The organism is Streptomyces sp. NRRL WC-3626 (assembly GCF_000718785.1).
Classification (GTDB): domain Bacteria; phylum Actinomycetota; class Actinomycetes; order Streptomycetales; family Streptomycetaceae; genus Streptomyces; species Streptomyces edwardsiae.
Map to the genome: position 1 here is coordinate 24,725 of NZ_JOCA01000032.1, position 24,154 is coordinate 48,878.

The following is a 24,154-nucleotide window of genomic DNA, read 5'->3' on the forward strand; positions in this document are numbered from 1 at the left end:
GCTGCCGGGGCGCGTCAGCCCGCCCGGACGCCGGGCACGGACGGGGACGGGGAGGCGAGCTCGGGCGGCACCGACGTCGCCGCCGTGGGCAGCTCCACGGGCGCCTCCTCCGACTGCTGCAGCACGGTGTCGCCGCCGGGCCCCTCCGCCGGCGTCCCCGCACCGGTGGACAGCTGGGACCACGCGCCCAGTGCCAGGGCGATCGCGGCGGCGGTGCCCACCACGCGGCAGACCCGGCGCAGCCGGGCGCGCCCGTCCATCTGCCGCCAGGCCGGGCCCTCCCACGGATCGTCCGGATGCCACAGATCACCGACCGCCTCGACACCGCCGGCGTCCCCGCGCGGCGCACCGCCGCCGGCGCGCGGCCGTGTCCGCTGGAGGGCGGACGGCTCCCGCGGGGCGGTGGCCCGGATCGCACGCTCGTTGTCGGTGAGGAACCGCTGCCAGACGTCCTCGGGCAGGGACGGGCCACCGTCCCGCTCCTCCGGCGTTCCGCCGTCGTCCGGTCTCCGCGCGGTCACGTCCGTTCATTCCCTTCGACGATCCCGCCAGGATCATTGCACAGCGCAAAATCGGGAGAACAGCGGGTCGGACGACCGAACATATCGCTGACAGGCGTCCACCGGGCGCGTGGACCCGATCGGACAAAGGTCCGTCGGGGGGACACGGCCCGGCCGGCCTCTGCAAGGCCGCCGCGGGACGGCGGAGCATGAGCCGCCCAAATCCGCATGCTAGGTTCGCATTTGGAAGAGGCTCCGCACATCCGGGACGGTGACACCCCATGACGACGTCAGCAGACGGCGACGACCTCCCCCTGCCGAAGGCCCTGTGCGACACGGCCGCGCTCGCCGCCCTGGACGACGCGTCCGCCGGCGCCCTGTGGCGGCTCGCCGAACCGGGCCGGCAACTCGACGCCAACGTCGTACGCGTCCCGCCGGGGCAGCGGGTCGGCACCCACCGCGAGCCCGACCTCGACGTCCTGCTCCTGGTCCTCGCCGGCCACGGCACCCTCACCGCCCCCGACGGTCCGCAGACGCTCCGTCAGGGCACCCTGACCTGGCTCCCGCACGGCTCCACCCGGAGCCTCGACGCGGGCCCCGAGGGACTGACCTACCTCACCGTCCACCGCCGCCGCCCCGGAATGCGGATCCAGTCCATGCCCCCGGAAGCCCGACAACAGTGATCATCGCGGCCACGAAGTGATAACAGCGGACAACTTCTGAACGTGTTTCACGGTCTGGACCGCTATGAAGATCTCTTTTCTGATCCACAACGCCTATGGGATCGGAGGCACGATCGCCACCACGTTCAACCTGGCGGCCGCCCTGGCCGAACGGCACGACGTGGAGATCGTCTCGGTGTTACGGCACCGCGAGCACCCCAATCTCACCGCGCACCCCGGAGTGCGGCTGCGGGCGCTGGTGGATCTGCGGCGGGAGAAGGACCACCCGCTGCACGGCAGACCGGCCAGGGTGTTCCCCGCCGCCGAGTACCGCCACCACCAGTACAGCGAGCTGACCGACGAGCGGATCGCCGCCTGTCTGGCGGACATCGACGCCGACGTCGTCGTCGGCACCCGGCCGGGGCTCAACGTGCACCTCGCCCTCCAGGCCCCGGAGCATGTCGCGCGCGTCGGCCAGGAACACCTCACCCTGGATCACCATCCGCCCGCCCTGCGCACCGCCCTGCGCCGTGCCTACCGCGGGCTCGACGTGCTGACCACCGTCACCGAGGCCGACGCCGCCTCCTACCGGCGCAAGACGCGCCTGCCCGGCGTACGGGTCGAGGCACTGCCGAACAGCGTCCCCACCCCGGTGCTCCCCGCCGCCGACGGCACCGGCAAGGTCGTGGTCGCGGCCGGCCGGCTGGTCCCGGTCAAGCGCTACGACCTGATCATCGAGGCGTTCGCCCGGGTCGCCGCCGAATTCCCCGACTGGCAGCTGCGCATCTACGGCAGGGGCGAGGAACGCGGCCGCCTGCGCGCCCTGATCGAGACGCTCGGCCTGTGGAACAACGTCTTCCTCATGGGCGCCGTGACCCCCATGGAGGCCGAGTGGGTGAAGGGCTCGATCGGCGCCGCCGCGTCCGACTACGAGCCCTTCGGCATGACCCTCGTCGAGGCGATGCGCTGCGGACTGCCCGTCGTCAGCACCGACTGCCCCTACGGACCCGGCGAGATCATCAGGGACGGCGAGGACGGCCGGCTGGTGCCGGTCGGGGACACCGCCGCCTTCGGCACGGCCCTCCTCGGCCTGGTCCGCGACGACGAGCGCCGCCGCCGCATGGGCCGGGCGGCCCTCACCAACGCCGAACGGTTCGCCCCCGGACCGGTCGTCGCCCAGGCCGAACGCCTGCTCCAGGAGGCGATCGACGCCCGGAACGGCGCACGGCGCGGCACAACGGAACGCACCGGAGCGCACCACACCCTCGTCAGCCGGGGCCACGCCACCCGCGACCTCGCCCACGTCGCCGCGTCGCGTGCGCTGCGCACCCTACGGAAGGCACGCCGATGAGCACGGCCGCGCGCACCCACTGCTCCGTCGACGCCGACGGGCGGATCACCTTCCGTCTGCGCCCCCCGACGGCCGCGCCGGCCCGGCTGCTGCTGGTGCTGCGCCCCAAGAAGGGGCGGCCCGAGGAGTCCACCCACACCCTCGACCTCGAACCCCACGGCGACGACGGCGAGTTCCGCGCCGTACTGGAACCGCTGCCCCGGCTCGCGGAGGGCCGCTGGGACGCCTATCTGCTGTCCGGCCCGGACGACGCGCGCGAGCGCCTGCTCCCCGGCCTGCGGGACCTGCGGACGCTCGTCGACGGAGGCACGCGCGAGCGGCCGTCACCGGTCGCGGTCCGGGCGCCGTACGCCACCCTGGACGGCTTCCTCGCGATACGGACCTGGCTGCGCCCCGCGCTCGCGGAGGCGGGCCCCGTCGGCGTCGACGGCGCGACGATGACGGTCCGCGTCCGCCTGCACGGCACGGAACCCGGCGCGGGGGCCGAGGCGGTACTGCGGTTGCGGGGGGACAAGGACACCGTCCGCAGCTACCCGGCGCGGACCGCGGAGGACGGCGGCCTCTCCTTCACCGTCGCCTGCGCGGACCTCACGACCGCCGTCGGCCGCGTCTGGAACGTCTTCGTCCGGCCCGCCGCCGGCGCCCGGCAGGTCAGGGTCGCCCGGCTCCTCGACGACCTGGCCGACCGCAAAGGCGTGTTCGTCCTTCCGCGGGTCACCGTGGACGGTCGCGTGGTCCGCCCCTACTACACGATCGACAACGACCTCGCCGTCGAGGTGACCGCCGCCGACTGAGCTGCCCCGGCCGCTGTGACGGGACGCACACGCGCGGGCGTTCCGCACCTGTCACATCCCGGTGCCCTGCCCGGTCGTCATGGTGACGGACGAGGAACAGAGGACACCATGCGAGAGATCCTGATCGTCGGCGGCGGCTATGCGGGCTTCTACACCGCGTGGGGCCTGGAAAAGACACTGCGCAGGGGCGAGGCGCGGGTCACGGTCGTCGACCCCCGTCCCTACATGACGTACCAGCCGTTCCTGCCGGAGGTCACGGCCGGTTCCGTCGAGGCGCGGCACGCGGCGGTGTCCCTGCGCCGGCATCTGCGCCGCACCCGCCTCGTCGCCGGTTCCGTGACGGGCATCCGCCACGCCGACCGCACCGTGACCGTGCGGCCGGCGCAGGGGGACGAGTACGAACTGGGCTACGACGTCCTGGTGGTGACCGCGGGCGCGGTCACCCGGACGTTCCCCGTGCCGGGACTGGACCGGCAGGCCATCGGCCTCAAGCACGTGGAGGAGGCGGTCGCCGTACGGGACCGGCTGCTGACCGCGTTCGACCAGGCGGCCTCCCTGCCGGCCGGCGACCCCGCCCGGCGCAAGCTGCTCACCGTCACCTTCGTCGGCGGCGGCTTCTCCGGGGTCGAGGGCTTCGGTGAACTGCTCTCCCTGGCCACCGCGATGCTCGACCGCTACCCCGAACTGGGCCCCGACGACCTCTCGTTCCACCTGGTCGAGGCACGCGACCGGATCCTGCCCGAGGTGACGGACCGGCCCGGCGCGTGGGTCGTGCGGGAACTGGAGCGGCGCGGTGCGCGGGTGCATCTGAACAGCCGGCTCCTCTCGGCGGTGGACGGGCACGTGGTGCTGTCCGGCGGAGAGGAGTACGACTCGGAGCTGATCGTGTGGACCGCCGGCAACGCCTCCAACCCCGTGGTGCACAACCACACCGATCTGCCCGTCGACGAGCGGGGGCTGCTGGTGGTGCGGCCCGATCTGCGGGCCGGCACGGACGAGGCGCCGGTGCCGGACGCGTGGGCGGCCGGTGACGACGCGGCCGTGCCCGACCTGGCGTCGGACGTGCCGGGTGCGCGGACGGTGCCGAACGCCCAGCACGCGGTGCGGCAGGGCAAGCGGCTGGCGAAGAACCTCGTGGCCGATCTGCGGGGACGCCGGCCGCGGCCGTACCGGCACGGCAGTCTCGGTGTGGTGGCCACGCTGGGACTGGGCCGGGGCGTCTTCGAGTTCCGGGGCATCGTCGTCAAGGGCTTCCCGGCGTGGCTGATGCACCGGGGCTACCACGTGCTGGCGGTCCCCACCTGGGAGCGGAAGATCCGCGTCCTCGCGGTCTGGCTGACCGCCGCCCTCTTCGGCCGCGACCTCGTCTCCCTGGCCTCCGTCCAGCACCCGCGCGACGCCTTCCTGGCGGGGGCGGCTCCGCGGGACGGGCGGGCCGACCGCGCCGCCTGACCGGCCTCCCCCGGGTGGCCGTCCGAACCGTTCCGCCGTCCCGGCCGGTCGTTGTGATGCGCCGCATCGTTCAAACGAACATCCGGGTACGGGGGAGGGGCCTCGTTTGAACGATTCATCCTCCACTGAACGATCTGTTGACCGTTCGCCGGTGGAGCGTCGAGGATTTCCGTGTCAGCCGTGTCGCCCCGCACGCCCGAACCCGGGAGGCACCATGCCCGGCCCACGCCCGCGCGCCGCGCTGGCCATGTCCCCGGACGTCGCCTCCGCCGTCCTCGACGAGGAGTCGCTCACCGCGCTCGCCGCGCTGTGCGACCTCGCACCGCCCCCGGTCCTGGACGACCTGAGCACGCCCCGCGCCCGCGGTGTGCTCGCCGGCATCGACCTGCTGGTCACCGGCTGGGGCTGCCCGCCCCTGGGCGCGGAGGTGCTGCGGGCGGCGCCCCGGCTGCGGGCCGTCGTGCACACCGCGGGCAGCGTACGAGGCCATGTCACCGACGCCTGCTGGGAACGCGGCATCGAGGTGTCCTCCGCCGCCGCGGCCAACGCCGTCCCTGTCGCCGAGTACACCCTCGCGATGATCCTGCTCACCGGCAAGCAGGTCCTTGAGAGCGCGCGCGAGTACCGCGCCGCCCGCACCCGCCCGGACTGGCTGCGCACCTCCCGCGCGGTCGGCAACCACCGCCGTACGATCGGCATCCTGTCCGCCTCCCTCGTCGGCCGCCGCGTCATCGAGCTGCTGCGCCCGCACGACGTCGACGTGCTGCTGTACGACCCGTTCGTCGACGAGGCGGGGGCCAGGGAACTGGGCGCGGAGCGCGTGGACCTGACGGAGCTCTTCCGGCGCGGCGACACCGTGAGCGTGCACACCCCGCTGCTGCCCGAGACCCGCGGACTGGTCGGCGCCGAACTGATCGGCTCCATGCGCCCCGACGCCGTACTGATCAACACCGCGCGGGGCGCCGTCGTCGACCAGGACGCGCTCGCCGAAGCCGCCGCGGCCGGCCGGATCCGCGCCGTGCTCGATGTGACCGATCCAGAAGTCCTGCCGCCGGAGCACCCGTTGTGGCGGTGCGACAACGTGCTCCTCACCCCCCACCTCGCCGGCTCCCAGGGCAACGAGTGGCGCCGGCTCGCCGATCTCGCCCTCTCGGAGATCGCGCGCTGGGCGTCCGGAGCGGGCTTCCTCCATCCCGTACGACGCGAAAGGCTGGCCTTCCTGGCATGAGTGTCCCCTTCGAACTGCCCGCCGAGGACCGTCGTTCGAGCCCCCGTACCGGATACACCCGCGCCCACTGGGAGGCCATGGCCGACGGACTGCTCGCCTCGGCCTGGCGCTGGAGCACCCCCGGCTGCGCGCTGCTGGACCTGCCGGGACGCCCCTCCCGCTCGGGGGTGCGCTCCGACGGACTCGAGGGCTACGCCAGGACGTTCCTCGCCGCCGCCTTCCGGGTCGCGGGCTCAGGCGGCGACGATCCCCACGGACTCCTCGAGCGGTACGCGAGCGGACTCGCCGCCGGTACCCGCACACCGGGCCGTGACGACACCGAGTCCTGGCCGCTGATCCTCGGCCACGAATCCCAGGGCCAGCCCATGGTCGAGTCGGCGTCGGTCGCGCTCGGACTGCGGCTCACCGCCCCCTGGTTGTGGCGGCGGCTCGACTCCGGTGTGCAGGACCGCGCGGAGGAGTGGCTGCGGGGGTCGCTGCGGCACACCCCGGCGCCCAACAACTGGTACCTCTTCCCGTACACGGTGGCCGGATTCCTGGAGTCCGTCGGGCGCGGCGACGCCGGGACGGCCGCCGCCCGGCAGCGGGCACGGGAACTGCTGGAGGACTGGTACCGGGGCGACGGCTGGTACGCCGACGGCGACGGGCGCGCCTTCGACCACTACAACGGCTGGGCGCTGCACCTGTACCCGGTCCTCGACGCGCATCTCGCGGGCGACGCCGAGGCGCTGGCGCGTCACGGCGCACGCCTGCGCACCCATCTGGAGGGCCTCGCCCTGATGTTCGGCGGGGACGGGGCGCCGCTGCACTTCGGCCGCTCACTGACGTACCGCTTCGCGGCCTCGGCGGCCGTCTCCCTCGGCGCGGTCACCGGCCACACCCCGCTGACCCCGGGCGCCTCGCGCCGTATCGCCAGCGGCAGTCTGCGCCACTTCCTCGACCGGGGCGCGCTGACCGCCGACGGTCTGCTGAGCCTCGGCTGGTACGGCCCCCACGAGGCGAGTCTGCAGTGCTACTCGGGTCCGGCGTCGCCGTACTGGGCCTCGAAGGCCTTCACCGCCCTGCTCGCGCCCGCGGACCACGCCTTCTGGACGGCCACCGAGGATCCGGCGCCGGTGGAGGAGTCCGACCACGTGCTGGCACTGCCCGCGCCGGGACTGCTGGTCCAGGCGACCCGGAGCGACGGCGTCGTACGGCTGCACAACCACGGCAGCGACCATGTGCGCCCGCACGAGGGCGAGTCGGCGGCCGACGACGACCCGCACTACGGGCGCCAGGCGTACTCCACGCGCACCGGCCCCACCGCACCCGGCAATGTCGCCGACAACCATCTGTCGGTGGAGACCGGTGGCCGGCGCAGTGTGCGCCGCCGCATCCACCCGCTGGGCGCGGGACACGGCGACGGCTGGGGCTGGGCGGCGTCCTGGCACCGGCCGGTGTTCGCCGGCGGCCCGCCCATGGTGCCGGGCCTGCGGGTGGAGAGCGTCACGGTGGTACGCGGCCGCCACGAACTGCGGGCGCACCGGGTGGTGGGGGCGCCGGAGGGCTCCCGAGTCACCCACACCGGCTGGGCCACCGGCCCGGAGGAGTCACTGACCTCCGCCCTGCGCGGCCTTCACGGCTGGGACGGTCCCGCGGCCGACCCGGTCCGCGCCCCCCAGGGCACGGCCTGGACCCGCTGGGCACAGGTTCCGCGCCTCACCGGGGCGTGCGGGGGCACCTCCGTGCACGTCGCCCTGGCATGCCTCACGGCGGACGCGGACACCGCGCCCCTGCCGGAGGCGGTCGACGAGGTCCGGGTGACCGGCGGGGCGGTCGAGGCCGTCTGGGCCGACGGGGCCCGTACCAGGATCACCTTCGAGCCGGTGGAGGTGCGTCACACGGAGCGGTGAGCGGACGGCGTCGCGTCAGGACCGCGCCGCCTCCTCGGCCTTCGGGGCCTGCCCGGCGCCGTCGGGCGCGGTGTAGAACACCGACGAACCCTGCTTGGAACGCTGGGCCCGGTTGCGGGCGACGAGGCCCTCAAGCGTGCTGCGCACGACCGTGGTCTTCACGGTACGCCCGGGGAGCGCCTGCTCCAGCGCACCGGCGATCTCCGCCGCCGAGCGCGGCTCGCTCTGCTCACCCAGGTGCCGGCTGACGAGTTCGACGAGCTTGGGCCCGTCCGTCTTCGTCGCCCCGGCCTTCGTGCTGTCCGTCTTCGGCCGCTCCGTCCCGGGCCGCCGCGCCTTCGCGGCGGCCGGCTTGTGCGCGGACCTCTCCGGCACGGCCGGCTTCCCGGCGGCCGCCTTGCCGGACGTGGCGCGCGCCGACACCTTCCGCGCGCGCTTCGGCTTCTGCGCAGCCGCCTCGGCCCCGCTCTTCCCGCGCGGTGCAGGCACGGTCGTACCGCCCGGCACGGTGCCGGCCGCGGACGCCTCCACGGCCTCTGGCCGCGGCTCCGGTCCGGGATCCGTCACGGCCTCCGCGGCCACCGAGGTGAGCCCCAGCGCCTGCCGCATGTTCACCAGCACGGTGTGATCGTGCTGAAGCACGGTCAACTGCTCCTGCAGCGCCACGATCTCGGCGGTGATCCGCTCCTGCTCCTTGACGTTGCGCTCCAGGTCGCCCGCCACCTGGGCGGAGTACTGCGACGTGAGATCGGTGGCTGCGGTCGGGCTCTCGGACATGGCGCTGCCTCTTTCTGCCTGTTGGTTCCCCCGGTGGCCAGCCATGGTACGGCCGCACGCGGTTGACCGTTTCTGCTGCGAGGCCACCGGTTGACGTCCGCGCGCGGCGCCGGCCACGCCTCCGCTCCCCAGGACGTTGTGTCCATGCCATTGACAAGCAGGACGCGAGCCGGAAACTTCAATCCAGAACGCGCAAGAAATCAACTGCGCATCGCAAAAGTCGAACCAGGCCATGGCAGTTCATGGCAGAAGCATCGACTGCCCGGTTCGCCGTCCGCCCCGACCCCCGCCGTGGAACGAGGACTTGATGAGACGGAAGCGTTTCGGCCTACGGACGATCACCGGCCTGCTCCTGGCCGGCCTGGTCGCCGTCGGGCTCCCATCCACAACGGCCGGCGCCGCGGCCCCAGCGGCCCGCGGCCCCAACCTGGCGCTCGGCAAGAGCGTCACGGCCGGCGGCTCCCACGCCGGCTACCCCGCCGCCCACGTGACCGACGGCAGCCAACTGAGCTACTGGGAAGGGCCGACGGGCGCCTTCCCGCAGTGGATCCGCGTCGACCTCGGCGGTACCGTCGAGGCCGAGGAGGTCGTCCTCGAACTGCCCACCGCCTGGGAGGCCCGCGCCCAGACCCTCACGGTCGAGGGCAGCACCGACGGCTCCACCTTCACCAGCCTGTCCGGGTCCGCGGCCCACCGCTTCGATCCCGAGTCCGGCAACACGGTCACCATCGGCTTCCCCGCCCGCGGCATACGCCACATCCGCGTCCAGGTGAGCGCCAACACCGGCTGGAACGCCGCCCAGTTGTCCGAGATCGAGGTCTACGGCGGTGACGACGGCGGTGACCCCGGGGAACCGCCGGTCGACGGCACCAACCTGTCGCTCGGCAAGCCGATCGAAGCGTCCTCCACAATTCACTCGTTCGTGGCGACCAACGCCAACGACGGGCAGCTGAACACCTACTGGGAGTCCAACGGCCACCCCGCCGCACTCACCGTCCGGCTGGGCGCCAACGCCGACCTCAGCGCCGTCGTCGTCAGGCTCAACCCCGACGCCGCCTGGGCGCAACGCACCCAGAGCATCGCAGTCCTGGGCAGGGAACAGTCCTCGGGCGACTTCACCGCACTCAAGGCCCGCACCGACTACACCTTCGACCCCGGCTCCGGCGGCAACACCGTCACCATCCCGGTCACCGGCCGCTACGCCGACGTGCGGCTGGACTTCACCCGCAACTCCGCCGGATACGGCGCCCAGGTCGCCGAGTTGCAGGTCATGGGCACCGCCGCGCCCAACCCCGACCTGATCGTCTCCGACCTCGGCTGGACACCGGCGTCCCCGACCGAGACGGACGCCGTCACCGTGCGCGCGACCGTGCGCAACGCCGGGTCGGCCGCCTCCGCCGCCGCCACCCTCGACGTCAGCCTGGAAGGCACCGTCGCGGGCAGCGCCCCCGTCGGCGCGCTCGCCGCGGGCGCCTCCACGACCGTGTCCGTGGACGTGGGCAGGCGCGCGCAGGGCAGCTACACCGTCTCCGCCGTGGTCGACCCCACGGACACCGTCCCCGAACAGGACGACACCAACAACAGCCGCACCGCGACGGGCAAGCTCACCGTCACGCAGAGCCCCGGCCCCGATCTGGAGGTGCGGAGCATCGGGACCGACCCGGCGAGCCCCGCCACGGGCGCGTCGGTGTCCTTCACCGTCTCCGTGCACAACCGGGGCACCTCGGCGGCCGCCGGCTCCGTGACCCGGCTCGCCGTCGGCGACAGAACGTTCGACGGCACCACCGGGACCATCGCCGCCGGCGCCACCGCCGAGGTCGCCATCGGCGGCACCTGGACCGCCACCGGCGGCGCGAGCATCCTCACCGCCACCGCGGACGCCACGGACACCGTCGACGAGACCAACGAGAACAACAACATCCTCACCCGCTCGATCGTCGTCGGACGCGGTGCCGCCGTGCCGTACACCGAGTACGAGGCGGAGGACGGCGGCTACCGGGGCACCCTCCTCACCGCCGACGCCGAACGCACCTTCGGCCACACCAACTTCGCCACCGAGTCCTCCGGACGCGAGTCGGTCCGCCTCGACTCCACCGGCCAGTACGTCCAGTTCAGCTCCACGAACCCGGCCAACTCCATCGTCGTACGCAACTCCGTCCCCGACGCCCCCGGAGGCGGCGGCGCCGAGACCACCCTCAGCCTCTACGCCGACGGCGAGTTCGTGCAGAAGATCGGCCTCAGCTCCAAGCACAGCTGGCTCTACGGCACCACCGACGACCCCGAGGGACTCACCAACACCCCGGGGAGCGACGCCCGCCGGCTGTTCGACGAGTCCCACGCGCTGCTCGGCGCGACCTACCCGGCGGGCACCGTCTTCCGGCTCCAGCGCGACGCCGACGACAACGCAGCCTTCCACATCGTCGACCTGGTGGACCTGGAGCAGGTCGCACCGGCCGCCGACAAGCCGGCCGGCTGTGTCTCCATCACCGAGTACGGCGCCGTGCCCAACGACGGGATCGACGACACCGACGCCCTCCAGCGCGCCGTGACCGCCGACCAGAACGGGCGGATCGACTGTGTGTGGATCCCGCCGGGCCAGTGGCGCCAGGAGCAGAAGATCCTCACCGACGACCCCCAGAACCGCGGCCAGTACAACCAGGTCGGCATCCGCGACGTCACCGTCCGGGGCGCCGGCATGTGGCACTCCCAGCTCTACACGCTCACACCGCCGCACCAGGCGGGCGGCATCAACCACCCCCACGAGGGCAACTTCGGCTTCGACATCGACGACAACACCAGGATCTCGGACATCGCCATCTTCGGCTCGGGCACCATCCGCGGCGGCGACGGGGGAGCCGAGGGCGGGGTCGGCCTCAACGGCCGGTTCGGCAAGAACACCAGGATCAGCAACGTGTGGATCGAGCACGCCAACGTCGGAGTCTGGGTGGGCCGCGACTACAGCAACATCCCCGAGCTGTGGAACCCGGCCGACGGACTGGAGTTCACCGGCATGCGGATCCGCGACACCTACGCCGACGGTGTCAACTTCGCCAACGGCACCCGCAATTCCTCGGTGGAGAACTCGTCACTGCGCAACACCGGCGACGACGCGCTGGCGGTGTGGGCGAGCAAATACGTCAAGAACACCTCGACCGACATCGGCCACGACAACCACTTCCGCAACAACACCGTCCAACTGCCCTGGCGCGCCAACGGGATCGCCGTCTACGGCGGCTACGGCAACACCATCGAGAACAACCTGATCCACGACACGATGAACTACCCCGGCATCATGCTGGCGACCGACCACGACCCGCTGCCCTTCTCCGGACAGACCCTCATCGCCAACAACGGCCTGTACCGCACCGGCGGCGCCTTCTGGAACGAGGACCAGGAGTTCGGCGCCATCACCCTGTTCGCGCAGGGGCCGGACATCCCCGGCGTGGTCATCCGGGACACCGGCATCCACGACTCCACCTACGACGGCATCCAGTTCAAGACCGGCGGGGGAGTGGTGCCGGACGTCCGGATCAGCGACGTCACCATCGAGAAGTCCAACAACGGGTCCGGCATCCTCGCCATGAGCGGCGCCCGTGGCAGCGCCACCCTGACGGACGTCACCATCACCGGTTCGGCCCAAGGGGACGTACTGGTCGAACCCGGCTCGCAGTTCGTGATCAACCGCTAGTACGGGCTCCGTCCGGCGGGCCCGTACTCCACCCGGGGTACGGGCCCGCCGCCCGTACGGAACCCGTCCCGCGCGTGCCGGGAGCGGCGCAGATGGGGGACTTCGGCGGACTCGCGCGCGGAGCTGACGCGTTTGCGGGAAGTCGAAGTCACGCTGAGGACATGGCTTCATCGATCGACTGCCCGCCCCGCCCGCGCCGCCGCGCTCCGTACCGTGCCGTCGTCCTCGTCCCCGTCCTGCTGGCGGCGCTCAGCGGATGCGCGGCGGGCACCGGCACCAACCCGACGGGGGGCGCCCCGACGGCCGGGGCACCGGGCGCCGCGGGCACCGCGCCCGGCACCGGCAACACCACGCAGGGCCGGGCCGGCACCGGAACGCCGGCGTCGCCCGCCCGGATTCCCGGCCTGGGCCCCCGCACCCGCGCGTGGATCCCGGCGAACGCCCGCCAGGTGGTCGTCGTCACCGGCGCCGGCAAGGACGCCAACCGTTCCCGGGTCGTGCTGTACCGGCACACCGGGGCCGGATGGGAGAGCGGTCCGGGGTGGCCCGCGCACAACGCCCTCAAGGGCTGGACCGACGACCACTGGGCGGGCGACCTGCGTTCACCCGTCGGCGTGTTCACCCTCACCGACGCCGGGGGGCTGCTGCCCGATCCCGGCAGCCGGCTGCCGTACGACAGGTCCGACGGGTTCGCCGTCGGCGGCACCGGTTTCGAGGGCGAACCGCTGGAAGGCTCCTTCGACTACGTCGTCGCCATCGACTACAACCGTGAGCCGGGCACCTCCCCGCTGGACCTGACCCGTCCGCTGGGCGCCGACCGGGGCGGCGGCATCTGGCTGCACGTGGACCACGGGGGGCCCACCCAGGGCTGCGTCAGCCTCTCGGAGACCCATATGAAGGAGCTCCTGCGCACCCTCGACCCCGGCCGGCACCCCGTGATCGTCATGGGCGACGCCGCCTCCCTGCGCGAGTGACACGGCCTCAGGGAGCGATGCCGACCCCGTCGACACGGCTCCAGGCCTTCTCCTGCGCGGCCGTCATCGCCGGCCACGTCCTGCCGCCCGGACGCGGTTCGACACGCGAGGCGTACGAGGACGGCCGGTACTCCGGCTCGTAGAAGCAGCCGGTGCCGTACGTACGGTCGAAGGCTGCGCAGGACGCCGCGACCGACCGCGGGGTCGGCTTGTCGCCGCCGCGCACCCAACGGTCCAGCGCCGTGATCGAGTTGGCGTACTCCGACGTGCTCAGCCCGCTGTGCTCGTGCTCGTCGGTGAACGTCTGCACCAGATGCCGGTCCCGGTGCGCGCCGGCGAGGGTGTCCCGGTAGGCCGCCTCGTGCTCGACGAACGCGGTCGGGTCGTCGATGGCGTGCAGCGTGAGCACCGGGATCCTCACCTTGCCGGTGAGGTCACTGTCGTACGACAGATCGCGTTCGGCCGTCGGATCGGCGGTAAAGCGTTCCACGCCCGCGTTGAGCGCCTTGTCGTCGTGCGAACCGGAGTACCGCACCCCCACGTTGGTGAACGGGTTACGGTCGCCCAGCCGCTTGTGCACGATGTCCCGGAACGTGAAGACGGAGAAGCGCAGATGCGACTCCAGCGTCCGCTCGGGAACCTTGGTGACGGCGAGGATGTCGTCCAGGTTGCGCTGCTGCAGCGCCGTGCGCTCCCCGGACGGGAGGTCGTAGCCGGTGCACTCCCGCAGCCTGGCGCGCATTCCGGTCGTCGTCAGCGTCGACGTGGGACGCAGCCCCTGCCACAGCGGGTACTGCGGCTCACTCGGGCGCGGCAGGTTCTGACAGTAGTACTGGTAGACGACGCGCAGATCGACCCGGTAGTCGTAGCCGCGGGAGCCGCCGCCGAGGACGCCGTTGGTGAGCAGCGCGCCGTCGTAGGGGCCGTGCGCACCGCCGTACATCTCGATGGTCTTGGCGGCCACGTCGCCACCCCAGGACTGGCCGTGGAGGTACGTCCGCCGCGGACTTCCGAACTCCTCGGTGAACAGCCGGCGGAGGTTCTCGGTGTCGGTCGCGGCCATCCGGGTGCCGTAGCCGCCACGGCGGTACGACGAACCGGCCCAGGCATAGCCCTGGTCCACCATGACCTGCCAGCGCTCCAGATCCCCGACGCTGCGCTCGGGGTCGGACTCGTCGCCGAGGTCCGGGCCGCCGTGCGAGTGGACGACGAGCTTGTGGTTCCAGCGGTGGGGGATCGCTATCGCGTAGTGGGCGCCGTTGTCGTCCCGACCGGTGTAGCAGGCCGCCTTCCCGGCGAGGGGGGCGGGGCAGGCGACGGGGGCGGGCGCCGTCTCCGCGGCATGGGCGGCGGGTGCCTGGGTGAGGGCGAGGAGGGCGGCGCCGGCGAGCCCGAGACTCACCGTGTGACGTGATCGGTTCATGACCGGCGATGCTAGGAACCCGACTCCGCCGGGGCCATGGCCTCACGTTTTACGTTCATAGTGTTCGCCCCTCCGGCGTCCGGGGAGCGGGGAGCGGGGTCCGGGGCGGAGCCCCGGGGCCGGAAAGAGGCGGCGGGGGCGGGCGGACATCACTCCCCCTCCCGCCGCGGCGGCGGAGGCGGAGGCGGGCGGCCCCCCGCCTCCCCCGCCGTCAAGTGCTCCAGCACTTCCACCAGCTCCTGACACGCCCGCTCCACCGACCGCCGGGTATTCCGCTGCTCCGTGATCACCGCCGACAACAGCAACGCCGTCAACGCCAGCGCCCCGTTGAACGCCTGCAGATTGCTCAGCACCTCCACCTCGCTCAGATTCCGGAACGGCCCCACCCGGTCCGTCGCCGAGATCGTCGCCATGACGGACGCGAACAGCGCGCACGCCATGCTCCCCGCCAGCTGGAAGCGCAGCGCCGCCCAGATCAGCAGCGGGTAGATGACGAACAGCAGACTGGCCCGGCTGTGCGTGGCCAGCGGCACGAGACCGGCCGCGATCACCGCCAGCACCACCCCCTCCACCCACCGCTGCCACGGCACCGGCGCCCGCACGCGGTACAGCACGAGCAGCACCGGGGCGACGAGCAGCACCCCCATCGCGTCACCCACCCACCACGCGAGCCACACCAGCCAGAAATGCGCCGCCGGGAGGTCGCCCGTGGCGAGGAGCATCACGGCGCCCGTGGTCGAACTGATCAGCATGGCCGCGAACGCGCCGAGGAACACCAGGGAGAGACAGTCGCGTAATCGGGTGAGATCCATGCGGAAACCCACCCTGCGCAGCAGCAGGTACCCGACCACCGGCGCGGCGGTGTTGCCGACGAGGACGCCGAGCGAGGACAGCCGCAGCGTGGTGAGGTGGAGCAGGATCAGCAGGGCGCCGAGCGCGATACCGGCCCAGCAGCGCAGCCCGAGGACGAGCAGGCAGGCGACGGCCACTCCCGTCGGCGGCCAGACGGGTGAGACGACCGAACCGCCGACCCGGAGTTCACGCATCAGCCCCAGCCGTCCGCCCGCGTAATAGCAGCCGGCGACGGCCAGTGTCTCCAGCACGAAGACGGCCGGTGTACGAAGATCCTCGCGGGCCACCACACTCGCCATCAGACACCGGGGCGGCCGTGTCGGCGAGGTGAGAGGCGCGGGCCTGCGGCCCTATGGCTGAAAGGCCGGTCCGTCGTGCCCGATCACCAGGACGGCCGCGTCGTCCTCGTGCCCCACCTGCTCCGCCTGCTTGATCACGGCGGCGGCGAGCGCGTCCATGTCCAGCCGTGCGACCGCCGCCACGCCCGCGAGCCGCGCCACCTGCTCCAGTCCCTCGTCGAGATGCAGGGAGGGCCCCTCCACGACCCCGTCGGTGAGCAGCACGAACACCCCGCCCTGGTCGAGCCGGTAGCGGGTGACGGGGTAGTCGACCCCGTGCTGGATCCCCAGCGGAGGGCCGCCCTCGTCGTCGCTCACGCCCGAGCGGCCGTCCGCGGTGGCCCACACGCACGGCAGATGCCCGGCCCGCGCGCTCTCCAGCACCCGGGTGGCCGGATCGAGCCGCATGAAGGTGCAGGTGGCGAAGAGGTCCGAGCTCAGGGACAGCAGCAGTTCATTGGTCCGGGCGAGCAGTTCGCCCGGATTGCTGTCGACGGAGGCGAGCGCCCGCAGACCGACCCGGACCTGCCCCATGAAGGCGGCCGCCTCGATGTTGTGCCCCTGGACGTCGCCGATCGACAGTCCGATCCGGCCGTCGGTCATGGTGAACGCGTCGTACCAGTCCCCGCCGACATTGAGCCCCTGGTACGCGGGGGCGTACCGCACGGCCAGCCGCACCCCCTCGGCGACCGGCAGTCCGCGCGGCAGCATCCCGCGCTGCAGGGCGATGGCCAGTTCGACCCGGGAGCGCTGCACCTCCGCCTGGGCGCGCGCCTGCGCGGTCAGCGTCCCGAGCCTGATCAGCAGCTCGTCGCCGTCGTCCGTGGCGCCGGTGCGGGACATGGATCACTCACTCGGAACAGAGCTCGCATTTACATATGAAAAGGATGATAGTCGGAACCGGTTCGGGCGGGCCAGTCCATGTCTAGGCTGTGGCCATGGAGCAGCGGGAGATCATGCAGCGGAGTGTCGGCATCCTCACCGAGGCCCTGGAGATGCGGAGGCGACTGCGGGCGGACCCGGACGCCGACGTGGGGCGCAGCGGCGCCGTCGCGCAGCTGCTGGAGGAGATGCTGCCCAGGATCCAGCTGCCGGCCGACGCGAGCGCGCGCGAGGTGGCGGACATCGTCACCGAGAAGCTGGGCCCCGCCATCGTGCAGATCGCCTCCGCCCTCACCTTCGCCTTCGTCCAGCTCGCCGAGATCCACGACGAGGGCCGTACCGACGTGTCCTCCGCCGACGTGCTCCGCTCCATCTCGCTGCACTACGAGAAGAGCGGCGAGCGGTAGCCCGCCGGCCGGGCGGAGCGGACCGCCGGTGCGCGTGCTCTTGACTCCGTACGCGTCAGTAGCCATTCTCTGGCCATAACTTGCGCCGGTCATGACAAGCTCCGTCGACGGAGGGACGTGCGTCCATGCCCACGTATCGCGGACGGCGCCACACCGCCGTCGTCACGCTGCTCCTCCTCGTGCTGGCCGCGGCCCTCGGCCCCACGCCCAGCTCCGCCGCCGGCGGCGACTGGTGGGACCCCGTCGCCCGCCCCGCGCCGGACTCCGGGGTCAATGTCACCGGGGAGCCGTTCAAGGGCACGAACGCCGCCGGCGAGGTACGCGGGTTCGTCGACGCGCACAACCACATCATGGCCAATGAGGCGTTCGGCGGGCGGCTCATCTGCGGCAAGGCGTTCTCCACGAAGGGGATCGCCGACGCGCTCAAGGACTGCCCCGAGCACTACCCCGACGGCTCCCTCGCCCTCTTCGACTTCATCACCAACGGGGGCGACGGCAGACACGACCCGGTCGGCTGGCCCACCTTCAAGGACTGGCCCGCGCACGACTCCCTGACCCACCAGCAGAACTACTACGCCTGGATCGAGCGTGCCTGGCGCGGCGGCCAGCGGGTGCTCGTCAACGACCTCGTCACCAATGGCGTGATCTGCTCCGTGTACTTCTTCAAGGACCGCAGCTGCGACGAGATGACGTCCATCCGGCTGCAGGCGAAACTGACGTACGACATGCAGGCGTACATCGACGGCATGTACGGCGGACCGGGAAAGGGCTGGTTCCGGATCGTCACCGACAGCGCCCAGGCCCGTGACGTCATCGCCCAGGGCAGGCTCGCGGTCGTCCTCGGCGTCGAGACCTCCGAACCCTTCGGGTGCAAGCAGGTCCTGGACATCGCCCAGTGCGACAGGGGCGACATCGACGCGGGGCTGGACGAGCTGTACGCGCTCGGCGTGCGCAGCATGTTCCTGTGCCACAAGTTCGACAACGCGCTGTGCGGCGTGCGCTTCGACGAGGGCGCCCTCGGCACCGCCATCAACGTCGGCCAGTTCCTGTCCACCGGCACCTTCTGGCAGACCGAGAAGTGCGCCGGGCCCCAGCACGACAACCCCATCGGCCTCGCCGCCGCGCCCGGCGCCGAGAAGGAACTCCCGGCCGGCGTCGAGGTGCCCTCGTACGACGAGGACGCGCGGTGCAACACCCGCGGGCTCACCGAACTCGGCGAGTACGCCGTGCGCGGCATGATGGAACGCAACATGATGCTCGAGATCGACCACATGAGCGTCAAGGCCACCGGCCGTGTCCTCGACATCTTCGAGTCCGCGTCGTATCCCGGAGTGCTCTCGTCGCACAGCTGGATGGACCTCGACTGGACCGAGCGGGTCTACGGCCTCGGCGGGTTCGTCGCCCAGTACATGCACGGCTCGGAGGACTTCGTCGACGAGGCGGACCGCACCGCGGCACTGCGCGACGAGTACGGCGTGGGCTACGGCTACGGCACCGACATGAACGGCGTCGGCGGCTGGCCCGCCCCGCGCGGCGCGGACGCCCCGAACGCCGTCACGTACCCCTTCCGCAGTGTCGACGGCGGCTCCGTCCTCGACCGGCAGACCGCCGGCGAACGCACCTGGGACCTGAACATCGACGGGGCGGCGCACTACGGACTCGTCCCCGACTGGATCGAGGACATCCGGCGCGTCGGCGGACAGCACGTGGTCGACGACCTCTTCAAGGGCGCCGAGTCCTACCTCGACACCTGGGGCGCCTCCGAACAGCACCGGGCCGGGGCGAACCTCGCCGACGGCGCGACGGCGACGGCGAGTTCGGCGGAGTGGAACCCGTTCACCAGCTACGCGCCCGGCCGGGCCGTGGACGGCGACCGGGGTACCCGCTGGGCCAGCGACTGGAGCGACGACCAGTGGCTGCGCCTCGACCTCGGCGCCACCCGTCAGGTCGGACGGGTCACGCTGGACTGGGAGCGCGCGTACGGCACGTCGTACCGCGTCGAACTCTCCACCGACGGCGTCGACTGGCGTACGGCCTGGTCCACCACCGCCGGCGACGGCGGGCTGGACACGGCCACGTTCGCGCCCTCACCGGCCCGCTATCTGCGCGTGCGGTTCACGGACCGGGGGACCGAGTGGGGCTACTCGCTCCGGGAGGTGGGCGTTCAGGGCCGGTGACCGGACCCGTGGGCCTCGACCGCCGTGCGGACCGTCGCCAGGGCCGTCTCCCGGTCGGCGGGGACGAGCCCGATCCGGGTACGGCGGTCGAGGACGTCCTCCTCGTCGAGCGCGCCCTCGTGCCGCAGGGCCCACACCAACTCGGCACCGGTGACCGGATGTCCGGGCAGCACCGGCTCGCCCAGCCGCGGGTCCCGCGCGCCGAGCGCGTGCACCGCCGGTGCCTCGGTGCCGTACCGCCCGACGAGCCGGCGGGGCGCGGGCAGGTCGGCGAGGACCTGCGGCGGCGCGGCCCCCACCAGGGGCAGCGACGCGGTGACGGACGGCCCGGCCGGCAGGCCCCGCAGGCGTACGGCGGTGTCGACCGCGTCCTCGGCCATCCGCCGGTACGTGGTGAGTTTGCCGCCGACGACCGTGACGACACCCTCGCCGGAGGTGAGGACCGCGTGCCGTCGTGACAGGTCGGCGGTCCTCGGTGCCGCACCCGGGCGCGTGGAGTCCAGCAGGGGCCGCAGTCCGGCGAACGCGCCGACGACGTCGGCGCGTCGGACCGGCGCGTGCAGCACGGAGCCGAGCACGTCGAGGAGGAAGCCGATGTCCGTCTCGGGCGCCCGGGGGACGTCGGGGATGTCCCCGTCCACGGGTTCGTCGGTGAGGCCGACGTAGACCCGGCCGTCGTCCTGGGGCAGCACCAGGACGAAGCGGTTGCTCTCCCCGGGGACCGGGATGTGCAGGCCCGCGGTCAGCGGGCCGAGGCTCTCGGGGCGCAGGACGAGGTGGGTGCCGCGCGAGGGCCGTATCCGGACCCCGTCGACGAGGCCTCCCGACCACACACCGCACGCGTTGATCACCGCGCGGGCGCTGATCCCGCCCTCCTCGCCGGTGAGTTCGTCGCGGACCCGGGCTCCCGTCGCGCCCAGCTCCAGGGCCCGCACCCGGGTCAGGACACGCGCGCCGCGCCCCGCCGCCGTACGGGCGAGGGCGGTGACGAGGCGGGCGTCGTCGGTGAGCCGGCCGTCCCAGGACAGCAGTCCGCCGCGCAGCCCGTCGCGCCGCAGGGCGGGGGCGAGATGCCGGGTCTCCACCGCGGACAGCCGGCGCGGCGGGGGCAGGGTGGCCCGCGCCGTACGGGCGGCCAGGCGCAGGGTGTCCCCGGCCCGGAACCCGGCCCGCGCCAGGGCGGCCCCACCGCGCGACACCAGCGGGGTGAGCGGCAGTACGAACGGCTGGGCCGCCACGAGATGGGGCGCGGTGCGCTCCATCAGCACCCCGCGCTCCACCGCGCTCTCGTGCGCGACGTCGAGCCGGCCCGAGGCGAGATAGCGCAGCCCGCCGTGGATGAGCTTGCTGCTGAACCTCGAGGTGCCGAACGCTAGGTCGTGGGCGTCGACGGCGACCACGCTCAGCCCGCGCGCGGCGGCGTCCAGCGCCACCCCCGCGCCCGTGGCGCCGAGGCCGACGACCAGCACGTCCACCGTGGGGCCGTCCACGGAATCGGCCAGTTCCCGCGCGCGGCGGGCGGTGGACAGGGACGAGGCGGAGGCCGGGCCGGCGAGGGGGGTCATGGGGTGAGGGTCCTCTCCAGGATGTGGCGCAGTTCGCCGAGGAACGCCTCGGCCGTGAGCTCGGGGTCGTCCTCGTCGGTCATGGTCCGCAGGGACAGCGTGAAGGACTGCGCGATCAACAGCACCGCCCGCGCCTGCCGTTCGGGAGGCGCGGCGCGCACCGAGCCGTCGGCGTGGCCCTCGCGCAGCGAGTCGGCGAGCCGCTCCAGCAGGGCCTCCTGGCTCGCGCCGCGGCGGTCGAGCACATAGGGCAGGAGCAGTTCGGGGTCCACGTCGAGGATCTTCCGGAAGAGCGGGTGGGCGCCGAACGCGCGGACCGCCGCCACCAGCCCCTCGGTGATCACGCCGCGCATCGGCATCCCGGGACCGCGCTCGGGGATGGCGCCGGTGGCCACGGCGATCCACTCGCGGGTCATCAGATCGCCGACCAGCGACCGCACATCGGGCCACCGCCGGTACAGGGTCATCCGGGAGACCCCGGCGCGCCGGGCGACGTCGGTGAGCGTGGTGCGGCGGACCCCGACGGCCAGGACACAGTCCCGTACCGCGTCGAGGACCGCGTCGTTGTCCGAACCGTTGTGACGAATGGGCGTCATGTGTCACAGTGTAACGCCCGCTGGGGTGGCCGGTCGAGACCGGCGGCCCCGTCATTCCGACCGACCGGTGAGGACGGCACGCATGGACATGCTGTGGAACGGCTGGGGCGACCCGGCCCGGGCGACGCCGCTGCCCGACACGGTGATCGGGCTGCTGCGCGATCTGCTCGGCGTCGAACCCCGCGAGACCGAACCCCTCGCCCTCGAGGACCTGAGCGTCCCGGAGAGCCCGTTGGACCGGTCCGCGCACCGCGCCCTGGCCGCCGCCCTGGGCGGCGACGCCCACGTGCGCACCGACGCCGGGACCCGCGTCCGGCACACGCGCGGGAAGTCCACCCCCGACCTGCTGCGCATGCGCGAGGGCGACCTCACCGACGTCCCCGCCGCCGTACTCCTGCCCGGCGGCCACGACGAGGTGCTCGCCGTGCTGCGGGTCTGCGCCGGACACGGCCTGCCGCTGGTGCCGTTCGGCGGCGGCACCTCCGTCGTCGGCGGTCTCGCGCCCGCACGGCGCGGTCCCTTCGTCGCCCTCGACCTGCGGCGCATGGACGGCCTGCTCGACCTCGACCCCGTCTCCCGCACCGCCACCCTGCAACCCGGCCTGCGCGGCCCGCGGGCGGAGGCGCTGCTCGCCGAACACGGCTTCACCCTCGGCCACTTCCCCCAGTCCTACGAGTGGGCCACCGTCGGCGGCTTCGCCGCCACCCGCTCCAGCGGCCAGGCGTCCGCCGGATACGGCCGCTTCGACGAGATGGTCCTGGCCCTCACCCTCGCCACCCCCCAGGGCACCCTCGACACCGGCCGCGCCCCGCGCTCGGCGGCGGGACCCGACCTGCGCCAGCTGATCCTCGGCTCGGAGGGCGCCTTCGGCGTGATCACCTCGGTGACCGTCCGCGTCCGCCCCGTGCCGGAGACCCGCCACTACGAGGGCTGGCACTTCCCCACCTTCGAGGAGGGGGCCACCGCACTGCGCCGGCTCGCCCAGGACGGGCCCCGGCCGACCGTGCTGCGGCTGTCCGACGAGACCGAGACCCTGATAGGCCTCGCCGACCCCGATGCCATCGGCGCCGGCGCGCGCCGGTCCGCCGGCTGCACGGCCGTCGCCGGATACGAGGGCACGGCGGAGGACACCGCCCACCGCGGGGAACACGCCGCCGCCGTGCTGCGCGGATGCGGCGGAACGCCCGTCGGGGACGAGCCGGGGCGGCGCTGGGCACACGGCCGCTACTCGGCCCCGTATCTGCGCGACGCGCTCCTCGACGCCGGGGCCTTCGCCGAGACGCTGGAGACGGCCACGTTCTGGTCCCGGATCCCCGCGCTGTACGCCGCCGTCCGCGACGCGCTCACCACCACCCTCACCGGGGCCGGCACCCCGCCCCTGGTCATGTGCCACATCTCGCACGTCTACGAGAACGGCGCCTCGCTCTACTTCACCGTGGTCGGTGCCCGGGGTGAGGACGCCGTGGCGCACTGGACCCGCGCCAAGCACGCCGCGGGCGAGGCGATCCTCGCAGCCGGCGGCACCATCAGCCACCACCACGGCGTCGGCACCGACCACCGGGACTGGTACGTCCGTGAGGCGGGCCCGCTGGGCATCGACGCCCTGCGCGCGGTGAAACGGCGGCTGGACCCGGCGGGGCTGCTCAGCCCCGGCGTCCTGCTGCCCGCCGACTGACCGAGAACCCCCGACCGCCCGCCCCGGAGGCACCCCGATGCGCCAGTTCACCGCCGTCGTCAACCCCACCGCGGGCGCGGCCGCCACAGCGGCCGCCGCACTGCTCGCCCTGGCCAGGCTGCTCCGCGAGGAGGGCGCGGACCTGCGCACCGAGTACAGCCGCAGCCTCGCCCACGCGCGCCGACTGGCCCGTGAGGCCGGGCAGGAGGGCCGAATCGTGCTCGCGGTCGGCGGGGACGGCATCGCGGGCGGCGTCGGCGGCGCGCTCAGCGGGACCGACGCGGTCCTCGGCCTGGTCCCCGCGGGCCGCGGCAACGACTTCGCCCGCGCCCTGGGTCTGCCCCGGGACCCGGCGGCCCTGGCCCGCGTCCTGCTGCACGCCGCACCCCGGCCGGTCGACACCGTCGAGGTCAGCTCCGCCGTCCACGACCGCACCGTCGTCCTCGGCAGCGTCTACGCCGGGGTGGACGCGCTGGCCAACCGCCACGCCAACCGGTCCCGGCTGCGCGGCTCCGCCTCCTACTACGCGGGCGGCCTGCGCGCCGTCACCACCTGGCGGGCGGCCCGTTTCCGGGTCACCGTCGACGGCGAGGAACTCACCCACACCGGGTACACGGTGGTCGCCGCCAACTCGGGCTACTACGGCTCCGGCCGCCTCGTCGCCCCGGACGCCCGCGTGGACGACGGCCTGCTGGACGTCGTCCTGATCCGCGAGGCGCCCCGGCGGCTGTTCTTCGCCCTGATGAAGGAGCTCAGGACCGGTGCCCACGTCCACCGGCCGCAGGTACGGGTCCTGCGCGGCCGGGAGATCCGGATAGCGGCCGACCGGGAGGTCCCCTACGGGGCCGACGGGGAGGTCGACTCCGTCCTCCCCGTCACGGTCAGGGTCCTGCCCGACGCCCTGCGCGTCCTGTACTGACC

General features: G+C 73.2%; 20 protein-coding genes. 12 read left to right on the forward strand and 8 right to left on the reverse strand.

Annotated elements, in window-relative coordinates; genetic code table 11:
• Positions 1-14 precede the first annotated feature (14 nt).
• A complete protein-coding gene (locus tag IF28_RS0134045) occupies positions 15-521 on the reverse strand; it encodes a hypothetical protein (protein WP_030228861.1) in 507 nt (168 codons plus the stop codon).
• 260 nt (positions 522-781) lie between these two features.
• On the opposite strand from IF28_RS0134045, the gene IF28_RS0134050 reads away from it, so the two are divergent.
• From IF28_RS0134050 to IF28_RS0134075, 6 genes are all read left to right on the forward strand, one after another.
• Positions 782-1,183 (forward strand): hypothetical protein, encoded by a 402-nt coding sequence (locus IF28_RS0134050; protein ID WP_030228863.1) that lies wholly within the window; start codon positions 782-784, stop codon positions 1,181-1,183.
• Between the two features lie 64 nt (positions 1,184-1,247).
• Positions 1,248-2,513, forward strand: coding sequence for a glycosyltransferase family 4 protein (locus IF28_RS0134055; RefSeq protein ID WP_030228864.1), 1,266 nt, complete (start codon positions 1,248-1,250; stop codon positions 2,511-2,513).
• Entirely contained in the window at positions 2,510-3,307 is a 798-nt protein-coding gene (locus IF28_RS0134060) for a hypothetical protein (RefSeq protein WP_030228865.1), read from the forward strand. Before IF28_RS0134055 ends, IF28_RS0134060 begins: the two co-directional genes overlap by 4 nt.
• A gap of 108 nt (positions 3,308-3,415) precedes the next feature.
• Complete coding sequence (locus IF28_RS0134065; RefSeq protein ID WP_030228866.1) at positions 3,416-4,759, forward strand: NAD(P)/FAD-dependent oxidoreductase; 1,344 nt, start codon at positions 3,416-3,418, stop codon at positions 4,757-4,759.
• A 214-nt stretch (positions 4,760-4,973) separates the two neighbouring features.
• A complete protein-coding gene (locus IF28_RS0134070) occupies positions 4,974-5,987 on the forward strand; it encodes a hydroxyacid dehydrogenase (RefSeq protein WP_030228869.1) in 1,014 nt (337 codons plus the stop codon).
• On the forward strand, positions 5,984-7,879 hold the full coding sequence (locus tag IF28_RS0134075) for a DUF2264 domain-containing protein (protein ID WP_030228870.1): 1,896 nt from the start codon (positions 5,984-5,986) through the stop codon (positions 7,877-7,879). Before IF28_RS0134070 ends, IF28_RS0134075 begins: the two co-directional genes overlap by 4 nt.
• 15 nt (positions 7,880-7,894) lie before the next feature.
• Here IF28_RS0134075 and IF28_RS0134080 read toward each other — a convergent pair whose 3' ends face one another.
• Positions 7,895-8,656: a hypothetical protein gene (locus IF28_RS0134080; protein WP_030228872.1), complete on the reverse strand. Its 762-nt coding sequence runs from the start codon at positions 8,654-8,656 to the stop codon at positions 7,895-7,897.
• Positions 8,657-8,963: 307 nt separating this feature from the next.
• Between IF28_RS0134080 and IF28_RS0134085 the strand changes: the two genes are divergently transcribed.
• Positions 8,964-12,344 carry a CARDB domain-containing protein gene (locus tag IF28_RS0134085; RefSeq protein ID WP_030228874.1) on the forward strand — a complete coding sequence of 1,127 codons (3,381 nt, stop codon included), beginning with the start codon at positions 8,964-8,966 and terminating at the stop codon, positions 12,342-12,344.
• Here the strand turns inward: IF28_RS0134085 and IF28_RS39335 are convergent.
• Positions 12,341-12,496, reverse strand: coding sequence for a hypothetical protein (locus IF28_RS39335; protein WP_158713739.1), 156 nt, complete (start codon positions 12,494-12,496; stop codon positions 12,341-12,343). The genes IF28_RS0134085 and IF28_RS39335 overlap by 4 nt on opposite strands.
• Positions 12,497-12,505: 9 nt before the next feature.
• Here IF28_RS39335 and IF28_RS0134090 point away from each other — a divergent pair, with 9 nt between their 5' ends.
• Entirely contained in the window at positions 12,506-13,318 is an 813-nt protein-coding gene (locus IF28_RS0134090; protein WP_030228877.1) for a L,D-transpeptidase family protein, read from the forward strand.
• A gap of 7 nt (positions 13,319-13,325) precedes the next feature.
• Here the strand turns inward: IF28_RS0134090 and IF28_RS0134095 are convergent, their stop codons facing one another.
• From IF28_RS0134095 to IF28_RS0134105, 3 genes are all read right to left on the reverse strand, one after another.
• Positions 13,326-14,741, reverse strand: coding sequence for a hypothetical protein (locus IF28_RS0134095; protein WP_030228880.1), 1,416 nt, complete (start codon positions 14,739-14,741; stop codon positions 13,326-13,328).
• A 149-nt stretch (positions 14,742-14,890) separates the two neighbouring features.
• A complete protein-coding gene (locus tag IF28_RS0134100; protein ID WP_199809083.1) occupies positions 14,891-15,892 on the reverse strand; it encodes an MASE1 domain-containing protein in 1,002 nt (333 codons plus the stop codon).
• A 51-nt stretch (positions 15,893-15,943) separates the two neighbouring features.
• Complete coding sequence (locus tag IF28_RS0134105; protein ID WP_030228886.1) at positions 15,944-16,774, reverse strand: PP2C family protein-serine/threonine phosphatase; 831 nt, start codon at positions 16,772-16,774, stop codon at positions 15,944-15,946.
• Between the two features lie 95 nt (positions 16,775-16,869).
• Between IF28_RS0134105 and IF28_RS0134110 the strand changes: the two genes are divergently transcribed.
• Positions 16,870-17,220, forward strand: a complete 351-nt coding sequence (locus IF28_RS0134110) for a hypothetical protein (protein ID WP_030228888.1) — start codon at positions 16,870-16,872, stop codon at positions 17,218-17,220.
• Between the two features lie 125 nt (positions 17,221-17,345).
• The gene (locus tag IF28_RS0134115) at positions 17,346-19,397 is read left to right on the forward strand and encodes a discoidin domain-containing protein (protein ID WP_030228890.1); all 2,052 of its coding nucleotides are present in this window, start codon (positions 17,346-17,348) and stop codon (positions 19,395-19,397) included.
• On the opposite strand, the gene IF28_RS0134120 is transcribed toward IF28_RS0134115, so the two are convergent.
• The gene (locus IF28_RS0134120) at positions 19,385-20,962 is read right to left on the reverse strand and encodes a glycerol-3-phosphate dehydrogenase/oxidase (RefSeq protein WP_030228892.1); all 1,578 of its coding nucleotides are present in this window, start codon (positions 20,960-20,962) and stop codon (positions 19,385-19,387) included. The genes IF28_RS0134115 and IF28_RS0134120 overlap by 13 nt on opposite strands.
• The gene (locus IF28_RS0134125) at positions 20,959-21,558 is read right to left on the reverse strand and encodes a TetR/AcrR family transcriptional regulator (protein ID WP_030228893.1); all 600 of its coding nucleotides are present in this window, start codon (positions 21,556-21,558) and stop codon (positions 20,959-20,961) included. Before IF28_RS0134125 ends, IF28_RS0134120 begins: the two co-directional genes overlap by 4 nt.
• 82 nt (positions 21,559-21,640) lie before the next feature.
• Here IF28_RS0134125 and IF28_RS0134130 point away from each other — a divergent pair, with 82 nt between their 5' ends.
• On the forward strand, positions 21,641-23,233 hold the full coding sequence (locus tag IF28_RS0134130) for an FAD-binding oxidoreductase (protein ID WP_030228894.1): 1,593 nt from the start codon (positions 21,641-21,643) through the stop codon (positions 23,231-23,233).
• 37 nt (positions 23,234-23,270) lie between these two features.
• Positions 23,271-24,152, forward strand: coding sequence for a YegS/Rv2252/BmrU family lipid kinase (locus IF28_RS0134135; protein ID WP_030228895.1), 882 nt, complete (start codon positions 23,271-23,273; stop codon positions 24,150-24,152).
• The last annotated feature ends 2 nt before the right edge of the window (positions 24,153-24,154 follow it).

Bases quoted from the DNA above. Each gene is read 5' to 3' on its own strand.
- IF28_RS0134115 (WP_030228890.1), top strand. From the start codon at position 17,346: ATGCCCACGTATCGCGGACGGCGCCACACCGCCGTCGTCACGCTGCTC.
- IF28_RS0134055 (WP_030228864.1), top strand. From the start codon at position 1,248: ATGAAGATCTCTTTTCTGATCCACAACGCCTATGGGATCGGAGGCACG.
- IF28_RS0134120 (WP_030228892.1), bottom strand. From the start codon at position 20,962: ATGACCCCCCTCGCCGGCCCGGCCTCCGCCTCGTCCCTGTCCACCGCC.
- IF28_RS0134075 (WP_030228870.1), top strand. From the start codon at position 5,984: ATGAGTGTCCCCTTCGAACTGCCCGCCGAGGACCGTCGTTCGAGCCCC.
- IF28_RS0134090 (WP_030228877.1), top strand. From the start codon at position 12,506: ATGGCTTCATCGATCGACTGCCCGCCCCGCCCGCGCCGCCGCGCTCCG.
- IF28_RS0134105 (WP_030228886.1), bottom strand. From the start codon at position 16,774: ATGTCCCGCACCGGCGCCACGGACGACGGCGACGAGCTGCTGATCAGG.
- IF28_RS0134130 (WP_030228894.1), top strand. From the start codon at position 21,641: ATGGACATGCTGTGGAACGGCTGGGGCGACCCGGCCCGGGCGACGCCG.
- IF28_RS0134080 (WP_030228872.1), bottom strand. From the start codon at position 8,656: ATGTCCGAGAGCCCGACCGCAGCCACCGATCTCACGTCGCAGTACTCC.
- IF28_RS0134065 (WP_030228866.1), top strand. From the start codon at position 3,416: ATGCGAGAGATCCTGATCGTCGGCGGCGGCTATGCGGGCTTCTACACC.
- IF28_RS0134085 (WP_030228874.1), top strand. From the start codon at position 8,964: ATGAGACGGAAGCGTTTCGGCCTACGGACGATCACCGGCCTGCTCCTG.
- IF28_RS0134060 (WP_030228865.1), top strand. From the start codon at position 2,510: ATGAGCACGGCCGCGCGCACCCACTGCTCCGTCGACGCCGACGGGCGG.
- IF28_RS0134050 (WP_030228863.1), top strand. From the start codon at position 782: ATGACGACGTCAGCAGACGGCGACGACCTCCCCCTGCCGAAGGCCCTG.
- IF28_RS0134100 (WP_199809083.1), bottom strand. From the start codon at position 15,892: ATGGCGAGTGTGGTGGCCCGCGAGGATCTTCGTACACCGGCCGTCTTC.
- IF28_RS0134125 (WP_030228893.1), bottom strand. From the start codon at position 21,558: ATGACGCCCATTCGTCACAACGGTTCGGACAACGACGCGGTCCTCGAC.
- IF28_RS0134135 (WP_030228895.1), top strand. From the start codon at position 23,271: ATGCGCCAGTTCACCGCCGTCGTCAACCCCACCGCGGGCGCGGCCGCC.
- IF28_RS0134095 (WP_030228880.1), bottom strand. From the start codon at position 14,741: ATGAACCGATCACGTCACACGGTGAGTCTCGGGCTCGCCGGCGCCGCC.
- IF28_RS0134110 (WP_030228888.1), top strand. From the start codon at position 16,870: ATGGAGCAGCGGGAGATCATGCAGCGGAGTGTCGGCATCCTCACCGAG.
- IF28_RS0134070 (WP_030228869.1), top strand. From the start codon at position 4,974: ATGCCCGGCCCACGCCCGCGCGCCGCGCTGGCCATGTCCCCGGACGTC.